Origin of the sequence: Sulfolobus sp. A20, from assembly GCF_001719125.1 — an archaeon.
Lineage (GTDB): Archaea > Thermoproteota > Thermoprotei_A > Sulfolobales > Sulfolobaceae > Saccharolobus.
The window spans coordinates 929,129-941,059 of the sequence record NZ_CP017006.1 but is presented as its reverse complement, the minus strand read 5'-3'; the positions used below and the strand labels follow the sequence as shown (position 1 = coordinate 941,059).

At 31.2% G+C, this 11,931-nt stretch carries 13 protein-coding genes and 2 tRNA genes; 6 read left to right on the top strand and 9 right to left on the bottom strand.

Annotated features, from left to right (window positions below; genetic code table 11):
- Positions 1 to 51 precede the first annotated feature (51 nt).
- From BFU36_RS05230 to BFU36_RS05215, 4 genes are all read right to left on the bottom strand, one after another.
- Positions 52 to 873, bottom strand: coding sequence for an ABC transporter substrate-binding protein (locus tag BFU36_RS05230; RefSeq protein ID WP_069282574.1), 822 nt, complete (start codon positions 871 to 873; stop codon positions 52 to 54).
- Positions 874 to 1,099: 226 nt separating this feature from the next.
- Positions 1,100 to 1,777: a cobalamin biosynthesis protein CbiG gene (locus BFU36_RS05225; protein WP_231961248.1), complete on the bottom strand. Its 678-nt coding sequence runs from the start codon at positions 1,775 to 1,777 to the stop codon at positions 1,100 to 1,102.
- Positions 1,778 to 1,816: 39 nt separating this feature from the next.
- Positions 1,817 to 2,485 (bottom strand): A24 family peptidase C-terminal domain-containing protein, encoded by a 669-nt coding sequence (locus tag BFU36_RS05220; RefSeq protein ID WP_185957819.1) that lies wholly within the window; start codon positions 2,483 to 2,485, stop codon positions 1,817 to 1,819.
- A 194-nt stretch (positions 2,486 to 2,679) separates the two neighbouring features.
- Positions 2,680 to 3,897, bottom strand: a complete 1,218-nt coding sequence (locus tag BFU36_RS05215) for an anion transporter (protein ID WP_069284608.1) — start codon at positions 3,895 to 3,897, stop codon at positions 2,680 to 2,682.
- Between the two features lie 140 nt (positions 3,898 to 4,037).
- Between BFU36_RS05215 and BFU36_RS05210 the strand changes: the two genes are divergently transcribed.
- Positions 4,038 to 4,133: transfer RNA gene (locus BFU36_RS05210), tRNA-Lys, on the top strand.
- Between the two features lie 422 nt (positions 4,134 to 4,555).
- Here the strand turns inward: BFU36_RS05210 and BFU36_RS05205 are convergent.
- Both BFU36_RS05205 and BFU36_RS05200 read right to left on the bottom strand, forming a co-directional pair.
- Positions 4,556 to 4,630 (bottom strand) — tRNA-Val (locus BFU36_RS05205).
- A gap of 374 nt (positions 4,631 to 5,004) precedes the next feature.
- A complete protein-coding gene (locus BFU36_RS05200) occupies positions 5,005 to 5,250 on the bottom strand; it encodes a hypothetical protein (protein ID WP_069282573.1) in 246 nt (81 codons plus the stop codon).
- A 2-nt stretch (positions 5,251 to 5,252) separates the two neighbouring features.
- Here BFU36_RS05200 and BFU36_RS05195 point away from each other — a divergent pair, with 2 nt between their 5' ends.
- Together BFU36_RS05195 and BFU36_RS05190 are read left to right on the top strand one after the other, a co-directional pair.
- Positions 5,253 to 5,636 (top strand): hypothetical protein, encoded by a 384-nt coding sequence (locus tag BFU36_RS05195; RefSeq protein ID WP_069282572.1) that lies wholly within the window; start codon positions 5,253 to 5,255, stop codon positions 5,634 to 5,636.
- A 26-nt stretch (positions 5,637 to 5,662) separates the two neighbouring features.
- Positions 5,663 to 6,565, top strand: coding sequence for a hypothetical protein (locus tag BFU36_RS05190; protein WP_069282571.1), 903 nt, complete (start codon positions 5,663 to 5,665; stop codon positions 6,563 to 6,565).
- On the opposite strand, the gene BFU36_RS05185 is transcribed toward BFU36_RS05190, so the two are convergent.
- Positions 6,531 to 7,325, bottom strand: a complete 795-nt coding sequence (locus tag BFU36_RS05185; protein ID WP_231961247.1) for a hypothetical protein — start codon at positions 7,323 to 7,325, stop codon at positions 6,531 to 6,533. The genes BFU36_RS05190 and BFU36_RS05185 overlap by 35 nt on opposite strands.
- Positions 7,312 to 7,605 carry a hypothetical protein gene (locus BFU36_RS05180; RefSeq protein WP_069282569.1) on the bottom strand — a complete coding sequence of 98 codons (294 nt, stop codon included), beginning with the start codon at positions 7,603 to 7,605 and terminating at the stop codon, positions 7,312 to 7,314. Before BFU36_RS05180 ends, BFU36_RS05185 begins: the two co-directional genes overlap by 14 nt.
- A gap of 271 nt (positions 7,606 to 7,876) precedes the next feature.
- Between BFU36_RS05180 and hxlB the strand changes: the two genes are divergently transcribed.
- Positions 7,877 to 8,506: a 6-phospho-3-hexuloisomerase gene (gene hxlB, locus BFU36_RS05175; RefSeq protein ID WP_069282568.1), complete on the top strand. Its 630-nt coding sequence runs from the start codon at positions 7,877 to 7,879 to the stop codon at positions 8,504 to 8,506.
- 102 nt (positions 8,507 to 8,608) lie between these two features.
- Positions 8,609 to 10,393 (top strand): DNA import protein CedB, encoded by a 1,785-nt coding sequence (gene cedB, locus BFU36_RS05170; protein WP_069282567.1) that lies wholly within the window; start codon positions 8,609 to 8,611, stop codon positions 10,391 to 10,393.
- Here the strand turns inward: cedB and BFU36_RS05165 are convergent.
- Positions 10,388 to 10,816, bottom strand: coding sequence for a hypothetical protein (locus BFU36_RS05165; RefSeq protein ID WP_069284607.1), 429 nt, complete (start codon positions 10,814 to 10,816; stop codon positions 10,388 to 10,390). The two genes, cedB and BFU36_RS05165, sit on opposite strands and share 6 nt — an antisense overlap.
- A gap of 56 nt (positions 10,817 to 10,872) precedes the next feature.
- On the opposite strand from BFU36_RS05165, the gene argC reads away from it, so the two are divergent.
- Positions 10,873 to 11,931: an N-acetyl-gamma-glutamyl-phosphate reductase gene (gene argC / locus BFU36_RS05160; RefSeq protein ID WP_069282566.1), complete on the top strand. Its 1,059-nt coding sequence runs from the start codon at positions 10,873 to 10,875 to the stop codon at positions 11,929 to 11,931.

Here is an 11,931-nt window from a genome sequence, read left to right as displayed (position 1 = left end):
ATCCATATCTTATAACTGCACTGCAAAATCTTAGATAACGTAAAATGGAATTTAGGTTGTTGATAGTATAACTGACTTAAGCCACTTTATGGAATCTGTCACAAAACTAGGTCCCATATGAGCCAAATAATCGCCAACAGTAAAATATATAGGCTTTTTTAATAGGCTAGATAATCCCCTACTTCTTATACTATCGTAAAACCTTGCCTTCTCGTACTCAGATAACTTTTTAGGTTCATATATTATTATGTCGGGATCTCTTTCCAATATTTCCTCTTCCTTGGGTGTGAAATAAGCCTCTGAATTATCATCAAATATATTCTTACCGCCCAATAAACTAATAGCGTCACTTATATGTGTAGGGAACCCAATAGTAATAGGTCCGCCTAAATCAAATTCTACGTAGATTTTAGGTTTCTTAAGAGAGCTATAGACAATGTTTGAAAGCATAGTGTTAAGTAAACTTATATACAGTTTCCTCGATCCTTCGTACTCCCCTAATACGTTGCCTATTTGAAGAACATTAGATAAGATACTTGATACACTAGTAGGTAAGGGTATAGGATATACGTTATATCCTAAATCTAGTAACTTCTTAGTTAATATCTTTTGAGCACCATTTGTGGAGAAAATTATATCAGGCTTAAGAGATTCTAAAAGTTCTAGATTGACATGAGTATAACTTCCTATCTTTATTTTCTTTTTTGCTTCAGCTGGCCTATAGCTAAAAGCATCAGTAGCTACTATTTTATCTCCATACCCGAGCAAAAATATCGTCTCAGTCGACGCAGGATCAATACTAACAATTCTGTTTATAGGCTTAGGGATAATAATATAGTCGTCTAGAAGAGGATTATATACCTTCATTTGCATACGACTAATATTCACATCTTAACTATTATACATATATATTTTCATCTTATCCCTAAACATGTAAGTACACCAAAAGCTCTCCTAGTTTCCTTTAATATTACTCTAACATCAATTTGTCTCAATAAATCTTGACAAGATGTTTCGATATTCTCTTGCAGATATATTATATTAGACAAGTAGTATCTGGATAAATCTTTTATGTTATCATCATATTTTGATGGAACTACTATATATAGTCTATTCTATTACTCATCAAATATAATGACTTAAGAGTCATCTTAACAGAGTACACTAGCACCTCAAAAGGGATAGATGGAATATACTTTATACCTACATAAATTTTAAATGGTTTTAGAATTAACTTCTGAGAATCATTTAAATTATTATTAGATATTATAACATCTGCCTCTTCCTTAGTTTTCACAGCTGTATAGCCGTCATAAAGAACATATTTTAAGCTTGATATTTCAGAATATATATTAATAACACCATTTTTTATTAGTTTGTGGTTAATATAATTTAATAGCTTATTATATTTTTTTATAATATTAAATCCATTTAACCAACTAAATTCTTGTATACTATACAAGCCTCTTATAGAAGTTGAGGACGTTAAGGTCAGATTTGCCCCCAAAGAATCCGCTACTATACCTCCTATAAAAGATCCTCCGCTTAATTCTCTTGAAATTGGGATCACGTTATTGCCATCCTCCGTTACATTTATTATAATAATGTCCTTATATTTTGTGTAATACTTATTTAAAGTTCTATAAATGGAACCAACTGAAATTATTACATCCGGCTCTTTTTCTACAATAAAATATCCTAGTTCATTAAATAGTTCTTTAAGTTGTCTAACTAATTCTTTGTTTGACCCCTCCACTAATATTCTTGATACATACAAAGCAATATACTATTTCAAATATGTCTTTTATAGTTTTATTTAAATAGGAAAGCCTACAGTTATTGATAGAAAATAGCCTAAAAGAACAAATGGAATTACGGGTATTCCCCAGGCTACCCATATATAATCGTCCTCTGAAACCTTACCCTCTTCTACTAATTTTCTATATTTATCTCTCCAGTACTTATCGTCTTCCTCTATGGAGAAATAATCCCTTATTGTAACTTCACCTTTTTCGTTTATAGTAGTTAATGGAAATAAAAATTTGGAATTAATAAAATCTCTTACCTTTATTCTTCTAGCAGATAGTGCGAAGATTATCCTCTTTAAAAACGGTAAGTTTCTAGTAAATTTGTATTGCTTAATAAAATTGAAAACGCTAGCTAAGAGGATAAGAACTGAAGCGTAAAGCACTATCAGCAGAGGTTCTAATCCTATTACTGAAAGAGGAGATCTTACTAAAGGAAAAACTGTTGAATTTGATAAACCTAGGATGACATTAAGGAAAACATCAGCCCCACCTATTAAGGAAAATCTATATAGTAAGTAGAAAAGTACATTTACAATAGCGAAAGAGTATAGATATAATGGAAGAAATAAATAATGATAATCAAATACGATAAACACACAAAGCGGAACATAATATAACCATATTTTTGGATCTACTTCCCTATACTTTAAATCTAGAATTGATGTATGAATTAGCATTATCAAAGTTAGGGAAACTTGTATATAATAATAGATTCCTATCACGGCAGGACGTCCCTCTCATACGAACCCGACTTCGGGGCAGTCAAGGGACTAGATACCCCTTCATTATTTCATTATCCACGCTAATACTTAAATTCTTCGCTAAACCTTATATTGCTTACAGTCCAAGAACACTGTAGGCCTTTTAATGATTATATAAATCTATTAAAAAATATCAAAAACAAATAAATAATTATAGCATTAGGTATGAGAATTGGAATCGTATATTTCATAAATTCGATAAAATTAAAACCTTTTCCACCTCTGCTTTCTGATGCTTCAGAAATTATTACATTGCTAGCCGCACCCAAAAGTGTAAAATTACCAGCTATAGTGCTTCCTGCAGCTAGTGCTATCCAATCAATTACCGAATTTGCACCATGTGAAACCATTAGCGGTATATATATTGCTACAAGAGGCACGTTACTTAAAACTTGACTTAACACTATGCTAACTATCATTATATTCCCTATATTAGTAGGTGATGGAAGAATATTATAAAGGTAATTTATTACTCCAGACTTTACTATTCCTTCAGTAAACATAAATAAACCTATAAAAAATAATATAGTTGACCAATCCATTCGTCTTACTATTTCTCGCCTTTTGGCTGAGATTAAAATTAAGATTGATGATGTCAATAAAGAACCTAAGATGATGTCAATTTTAAATAAGCTTAGTGTAAAAAATAGAATAACAGTAATACCAAGTAATGATAAGGAGAGGTATCCTAGCTTTTTATCAAAATTTATATCACTATCTTTTATAATCGTTATATTTATTCCATTATCTTTTAGGAAATTTTTGAAAAGACGATTAAGTATTAAATAAGCGATAAAAATGCTAATAATAGTAGGGATTAGTAGGAATTTGGCAAATGTTGTGAAGGGATTTTTAATTCCAGATTCTAATGCAATCAATAGATTTTGAGGATTCCCGGTTGGCATTATGACACTTCCGATCGTCACTCCTACTGCTAATGCGTATAAAAAAGGTATTTCATTAATTCCTGTCATGTTACTTACTTCTAAGATTACTGGAGTCCAGCTTGCCGATATTCCATCATTCGTTACCAGATTTGACAATATGCCAGAGTATAGTAAAATATAGAAAAGGATTTTATTTGGTTCCTTATATCTTTCAATAATTTTATATGCTAAAAATTTTAAAAAACCAGAAACCTCTAATGCAGATGCAAAAGTAAACAGTGTTATTAAAAATAATATTACGTCCATATTTATTGCTTCTAATGCTTCGATTGGAGTTATAACGTTAAATACTATCATTAATATACCTCCAAAAAACATGGACGCCCACGGCGGAATTTTCGTAATTCCTCTTGCTATTATAAGCCCATATGTGACTATCATTATAATTAATGCAAAAACTTGTGATAGCAAGTTCAACACCCTACCTTAATACATTAGAATACAAGCTAATTTATGACTTCTTCATCCCACAAAAAGTGAAGAAAAATTAATTAACCAACTCTCACTACTACTTTTCAGCTGGGCCCGTAGCTCAGCCAGGTAGAGCGGCGGGCTTTTAACCGCGAGGGTTGCGGAAAGCAACCCGTAGGTCCCGGGTTCGAATCCCGGCGGGCCCGCGCAATTTTGTTAAATTGATCTTTTAATCAAATCATATCTAAAGTAGGGCAAATAAAATACTGTAACGAAAATTATTAGCTGATGTTTATAAACTACACATGTATTGAATACTTACCATTTTTAGAGTTTTATAAATATTAATAAGCATTGTTTTAGAAATATCTTTGTAATTATTCCTTATATTAGCCAGTGATTTTCATTGACATAACAAGATCATCATGGATTGAAGAGAGAAGCAGAGAAACGCTAAGGTGAGCCTATCTATACGGTATTATCTACCAAAGTTTGAGTTATACAGCAATTTGACGGTGTTTATTCATCATAATGATAAAGAGGACAGATTGAAATTGATTACAGACTTTTCGACTTTCATCAAATTAAAAAATAGAAATGGGTCTTAGGAGGTACCCATAACACCACATGGGCCCGCGGGGATTTGAACCCCGGATCTCTACCGTGTGAGGGTAGCGTCCTAACCAGGCTAGACGACGGGCCCTTATTAAACATAAGTCGGATTACATTTTTAACTTTAATGCATAATGTTAAGTGACTTAGTAAGCTCTGTAGTTTTATCTAACAATTCGTGTTAAAGAATTTTTGTATTACCACAAATTATAAGAACAAATTGAGATAGTTTTAGTAATACAAGTATACAAGAATTGTAATTTCTCACAATTTGAGGATATTAGAGAAAGATAAAGAATCAGCATCATATTGTGGACTTTTATTATTATTAATCTACATTATCCAACTCATGAACTAGTTTATGATAAAGATTTTGTTCTCAATAGATTTATAATTTTAATATTTTATGTAAAATTAAAAATTAGAAATGACGTAGATATAAAATTGAGACTTATTCTCACTAATTTATACTGGCATATCTGGTACCTTTACTACTACTGCATATCCACTTTTCTCTGATGCCATATCCGGATCAATTTCCACTATTTCTAACCGTTCTTCAGTGTTTGCTAAGTTAAGGATTTTCACTTTTAAGCCTTTATATAAAATACTAGCTTCTTGAAGCGCTACTTTAGCTTCATCAAGATCATTAGTAAAAAAGTACACTCCTGCTTCTTGTAAAGCTGTTAACGTACCTAGATAAGATTTCATACGTGAGTAATACTAATTCTAAAGGATTTTATATTATTCTGAGCCCTAAGTCATATTTTAGAGATCATAAAATGAACGTCAAAGTGATATTTGGTCCAAATGGCGATATGGGAGTTTTAAAGACAATATATGATTTTCAAAAAATGTATAAGTTTAGCGTTGATATGGAGTTTGATATACTATATGGTTCGTATTATCCACTTATACAAATAGAGGATAAGTATATACAGCTTGAGGGATACTCGGATGAGCAAATACAAGACATCTTGAAAAATATATTTAATAATAAGAACGTTATTGAAGGTAAAGATAATCAAGTAGAACTTTTTCAATTCTATCACAGGGATACTCCTCCAAATGCCGGACTGTCAGAAGTTTTAATTTGAGCATTTGATACTTTTCATATATAAAAATGAGGATAGTAATAGGAAGTGGTCTAACGGGTTTATTAATCAGTGAAAGGATTAAACCAGATGTTATACTTGAAGAACAACCAATAATTGGGGGAACTCATTCTTTTGAAGATGTATTTGGAGTTAAAATTCATTTAGTTCCACCATTAGTTGATGAGACTATTAGTCTGAATAATTTTAATTTAATGTTTAAAGAATACGATTTAGATATATACTACAGAAAATATGAACATTATAAGGATAAAATCTGTGAGAAATGTAATGAATTACCACATTGGATTATGATGTTTGAGAAAACTAGAAAAATATATCTTATAGAAAATTTATGGGAAATATTTGAGAATATTTCAAAGAAATTTAAGATAATTAAGGAGTATCCCATAAGGATAAATAATTCAAAAGTTATAACTAATAAAGGCAATACACTAAAATATGATATATTATATAATACAACATCATTAAGGAGATTGCTAAAAGCATTGAATCATAACATAACTTCTCTAAGATTTATATCTGCGTTAGTTATTTTAGCTGTCACTCCTAGGAAATCTAGCGATAGTAAATGGAACATATATTTATCGGGAGATTACGCTGATTCGTTCTCGATGATAATCAAGTTTAATGACATTATAAATAACTATGATGCATACTATATTTATTCGTTTTTTGATGAAAACAAGATCAAGCAGATAGATATTGAGAGGGTATTATTAGATGTAAAGAGGAGGCAAATAATACATCCTAATGATATAGTGATAATTAGATCTAAATTAATTTCAGAAGCTATATTACTCGGCGAATTCCCTGATAATATAGAAAATAATATTATAAATTGTGGAAGATTAGGGGAATGGAAAAATTATAGCATTATTGAAACGATAAAGAGAATTCAGAGCTGCTGAATTCCTCTGTTAATTTACCCGCAATTTCGGTAGCTTGACTAATATTTAATCCACTTAACCTTAATGTAAAGTAAGATCCTAAAAGAAAATCTCCATTTCCTACATTATTATTACCTATTTTACTAGGTTTGAAGGTATGGCTTTCTCCAGTGTTAGTATAAACTACAAAACCATTATAACCATCTGAAATGATTACCTCCTTAAAACCAGTTTTGAATAGAGAATCTAACGTCAATTTGCTTGAGGTAAACTCCTCATAATTTAGATGTATTATCATATAATTTTTATTATAAGGTATTTTTACATCACTCTCGTACTTGATATATTCGTTCTCTATACAATTCCTTATTAGACCTTGTATATCTAGTGCAACAGGTAAACTCGTATTTAGATTATTTAGATCGACTTCCTTACAAACCGGATTTACTATCACACCGTCTGCATTAATATTACCAAGATTACTTATTTGCACTTTAGGCTTCCTTAATAATACTAAACTTTTGTTACTATTTGGCATAAGCAGGATTCTAAATTTTATTGTGTAATCATCTATAAGAAAATATTTTTCAAAATCAGATATAAAATTCAATTGCTTCAAATCCAAATCCTTACCTATTAAACCGTACAAGCTAGGAACTCCACCGGCTCTTAACACACCTAACGAAGAATATATAAGTGACCCACCTGGTTTATTATTACCATTAATCTCGTCTATTGTGAGACCTCCAACTATAAGCACTTTAATTTTACTCTTCCTCACTTTCCTCCTCACCAACTGATATTTTACCTTCCTCTTCTTCCTCTTCTAAGACTCTTTTCTTCTTTAGCCAGAAAGCCTCCTTGTGAGAAATAATATGCCGTTTTAAATCATCTAAATTAAAAAAGTACGTGCTATAGTCTTGTAACCCTCCCTTTAAACAAGACGGAGAGCATAGAGGACAAGCATAAAGTTTGGTAATCTCATCAAAACACACGTCAATCTTCTTGCTATTGACTTCTATGTCTAATTTTTTCCATTTAGGCAACCATCTTGACGACATTATTATAATGTTATATATTGTTATAAAATATATATTATTGGGCCTCGTGAGTAATAGGACTTATATATAATGCTTTACTTAGGAGAAATCGCACGAGCGTATAATAAGTTACTTTATCCTTCGATTATATAATACCATTGTTAATTATTTATACAAGTTTAATAGTATCATATATTTTCCGAATGGTGATAAGATTTGTATCAACATATCTCTCATCAGATAGAAATGTTTAAATAATCTTAAGAAAGAAGATTATCTTGGCGGTATAATATTGTCATCATCACTTGATGACTATCCTCTTTCTCTTAAAACCATGTACGATATTGCAGAATTTATTATTAGGGCTACTAGAGCCATAAGGGCAGAGCAAGTCAATAAAATGATATCTGAGCTTGAAAATTTCTATAAAAATAATCGCGCAGGTAAAGTTTTAGTGATGGGAGCTGGGCGAAGCGGATTAGTTGGTAGAGCATTTGCAATGAGGCTTCTACACTTAGGATATAATTCTTATGTATTAGGTGAGACAATTGTACCAGCTATAGGTAAAAACGATATAGTTATCGCGATTTCTGGTTCAGGGAGAACTAAATTAATATTAACGGCTGCCGAAGCTGCTAAGGAAGCTGGAGCAAAGCTAATCGCAATAACAAGTTATAACGATAGTCCACTTTCTAAGATAGCTGATATAGTAGTTGAGGTCCCTGGAAGAACTAAATACTCTCAAAACGAAGATTATTTTGCGAGACAAATTTTAGGGATAACAGAGCCACTTGCTCCTTTGGGCACACTTTTTGAAGATACTGTTCAAATATTTCTTGATGGGGTAGTAGCGGAATTAATGATAAGGTTGAAGAAAACAGAGGAAGATTTGAGAGTAGTTCACGCTAATATCGAATTATAGATAAATTACACATTTTTACTAATACTTTTTAAGGTAAAAGTTAGTCTTTTATTTTTATTATTTTCTGTCACCTCACTCTAATTAATAGTTTTACAACATCTCATGAGACTTGACGTTACAAAATTGTCTATATTATTAGTAATAATATTTCTAGTAGGTCTTATTATCATCTACAGAGCCTTATATTTAATCGTGGTTTTACTAATGATATTACTAATAATACAATTTCATGATAGAATTTTCTACGTTTTCAAAGGTTATGTCTCTCAAACTTCTTCATATTATGTGATAGATAATGGAGTTTTTTATGACGATAAAAAGGCTAATGCTGTACTCATAATAGATGATATTTTAACTAACTATAGAGACTATAATGATGTATACCTTAAGTCACAAATAGTATCTTTTTACAAAATATTAGATATAGCTAAAGATGTAACTATTTTATTGAGAAAGGAGCATATAGACAAAAATAACTATTTAGAAAGCTTGTCTCAAAGAGCTCAATCGTTGAGAATAGTGATAGAGAATGACCCTTCAAATGAAAAAGCTAAAAGAAAATTGGAACTAATACAGAATATAATCTCTAGAGTAGAAAAAGAGGAAATCCCGTTTAAATATGAATTATATGTTATAATCAACGCCAAAAATAAATCGGAAGCATTAGCACTTGCCAATACTATCAAACAAGGTTTAGAAGGTCTAGGTATAAAAAGTAGATTTGCCAGCATAAATGAGATAAAGGGACTCACGAAGAATTTTTTCGACAAAAAGATCCTATCTACTAAAGTAGCTTTACCTTTACAATTACCATATATCACTCCTTTCTCTATAGAGAAACAGCCTAAACACGTTTTGATGAATCATGGAGTTCTATTGGGAAAGGATTTGGATAATAATAGTTTAATTTTATGGAATTTAACAGAGAGTGAAAATACTCATATTTTAGTTACTGGGCCAACTGGCTCAGGTAAAACTGAGTTCTTAATACGCCTTTCCACTCTTTTAAACATAATTTATGATAGAACAATAATACTATTTGATATTAAAGGCGATATTAAGTATAGGCTTTTAAAATATAGAGTACCAATTAATATTATAAATCCTTTGATGTATAAATTGGGATTATTATATGAAGGTGTAATTCCTATTACAGCAAGATTATTACAAATAGAGAGAATTTTGTACAATTCGTTCAGATTAACTAAATTACAATCATCCGTAATTTATACATATCTGAATAGATTATTAGAAAACAGACTATTAAGATATAGATTAAGATGGAAAGATTTGGAAAAGTATTTTAATGAAATAGATGACATTCAATTAAGATATTATATTAGTAAAATTGTAAACATTCTTTCAGCTCTCGATGATCTAGATCTTATACCACTAGTTAATAGCATTAACGAGAAGGAGATTAATGTAGTTGATTTAACAACCATAAAAAACGAAGAAATTAGAAGGCTCATAATTTATACTTTCTTATATGAAATATATAATAAAATTTCGTTAGATAACGTATTTGATATACCTAAGGTGTTTATTGTACTTGATGAAGCATGGACTATACTTAAGGCAGAGAACGAAGATTACCCAATAGTAGCAGATCTGATAAAGAGAGGAAGAGGTCATGGCATATCAATAATTATGGCGACCCAAAACATAGAGGATTTAGGAGAGTTAGCTAATATTTATTTAGACAACGTAGGTCTAGCATTATTCATGAATAATGGAGATAGAAAATTCTGGGAAGAAGTTAAAAGGTTCACCTCGATAGATGATGAGCTAATAGGAAATAGATTAATGTACTTGAATAAAGGTGAAGCTTTGATAAGGTTCTTAGGAGATCCTAGACCAATTTTAATGAAACTTGATTTATTATAATTGAGAAGCCCTTTCTAGAATAGTTTGGACGCCAGTTTTTATTTTATTATAGACTATTTCACTTGTAACATTTTTTATAACTATTTCTTTTATATCATTTTTATCCATTTCAATTGTATAATCAATCTTACTTAAATCTTTCTCGGATTCAAGTATTTTACTTAAAGCAGATAGATAGGATTTGTTAAGTGTAATTCTAGTCTTTATAACAAATTTTGCCATTGGAGGGGTATAGTATACTTCTGCTATCACCTCACCTCTTTTATTCTTAATATATTCAATACTACCTTTATTACCTTTGATAGATGTAACATAGCCAGACTCTAATATACTTAACAAGTACTCATAGAATTCAAGCTCTTTTCGTAGAGCAGATATTTTACTTTCTAAAAATTTCTTTAGCTCATCAATGTTTACACTCATCACAAATATCTATATGCATTAAACTATTTATAACCTAAACTATTAATCATAAAGTAATGAAAGACAAAGTTAGAGTTGCAGTAGTAGGCGGTTCAGGATATACGGGAGGAGAGTTACTAAGAATACTAGTAACTCATCCGAAAACTGAAATAAGTTTAGTGACTTCTAGGGAATATGCCGGTAAACCAATATCATTAGTTCACCCAAACCTAAGAGGTTTAATCTCAAAAAATTTCTCTAACTTCGATATAGATCAAATTTCTCAGAAAGCAGATGTAGTATTTCTAGCCCTACCCCATGGAGTATCTATGAATTATGTACCGAAACTCTTAGAATTAGGGCTAACTGTTGTGGACTTAAGTGCCGACTTTAGGCTGAAGGATCCTCAAGCTTATAAAATGTGGTATGGAATCGAACATCCTTATCCAGATCTGTTAGATAAAGCTGTATATGGCTTACCTGAATTACATTACGAGGAACTAAAGAACACCAAGCTAATCGCTTCTCCGGGTTGTAATGCTACTGCTACGATATTAGCATTAGCACCTATAGTAGCCTCTAAATTAACTGAAAGTAAAAGGTTTATAAGCGATGTAAAAGTAAGTAGCAGTGAGGGTGGAGCTAAGCCCTCTGAAGGAAGTCATCATCCTGAGAGACAGAATGCAATAAGACCTTATGAAGCAGAAGGACACAGACACTCAGCTGAAGCAGAACAAGAGCTATCTAGGTTGGCTAAAGACAGTATTATGATTAGTATTGTTCCTCACGCTGTTAGTAGTGTTAGAGGTGCTTTGGCTTCTGCTCACAGTTGGCTCTCTAGTGATATTAGTGATCTTGAAATATGGAAAAAAGTAGCCGAGTTCTATAGAGGGAAGAAATTCATAAGAGTAGTTAAAGGAAACATACACCCTTATCCTGACCCTAAATATGTAATTGGCAGTAACTTTGCTGACGTGGGATTTGCAGTGGAAAAAAGAGTATTAAGACTGACTATGTTTTCAGCAATTGATAACCTAATGAAAGGAGCTGCAGGACAAGCTGTACAAGCATTTAATATTAATATGGGATTTGAAGAGGATGAAGGTTTAAAAATAGCACCCTTGAGGCCTGGTTAA

Excerpts from the sequence above, each read along its gene's own strand:
- BFU36_RS05230 (WP_069282574.1), bottom strand. The coding sequence starts at position 873 with ATGCAAATGAAGGTATATAATCCTCTTCTAGACGACTATATTATTATC.
- BFU36_RS05220 (WP_185957819.1), bottom strand. The coding sequence starts at position 2,485 with ATGCTAATTCATACATCAATTCTAGATTTAAAGTATAGGGAAGTAGAT.
- BFU36_RS05215 (WP_069284608.1), bottom strand. The coding sequence starts at position 3,897 with ATGATAGTCACATATGGGCTTATAATAGCAAGAGGAATTACGAAAATT.
- BFU36_RS05200 (WP_069282573.1), bottom strand. The coding sequence starts at position 5,250 with ATGAAATCTTATCTAGGTACGTTAACAGCTTTACAAGAAGCAGGAGTG.
- BFU36_RS05190 (WP_069282571.1), top strand. The coding sequence starts at position 5,663 with ATGAGGATAGTAATAGGAAGTGGTCTAACGGGTTTATTAATCAGTGAA.
- BFU36_RS05180 (WP_069282569.1), bottom strand. The coding sequence starts at position 7,605 with ATGTCGTCAAGATGGTTGCCTAAATGGAAAAAATTAGACATAGAAGTC.
- cedB (WP_069282567.1), top strand. The coding sequence starts at position 8,609 with ATGAGACTTGACGTTACAAAATTGTCTATATTATTAGTAATAATATTT.
- BFU36_RS05165 (WP_069284607.1), bottom strand. The coding sequence starts at position 10,816 with ATGAGTGTAAACATTGATGAGCTAAAGAAATTTTTAGAAAGTAAAATA.
- argC (WP_069282566.1), top strand. The coding sequence starts at position 10,873 with ATGAAAGACAAAGTTAGAGTTGCAGTAGTAGGCGGTTCAGGATATACG.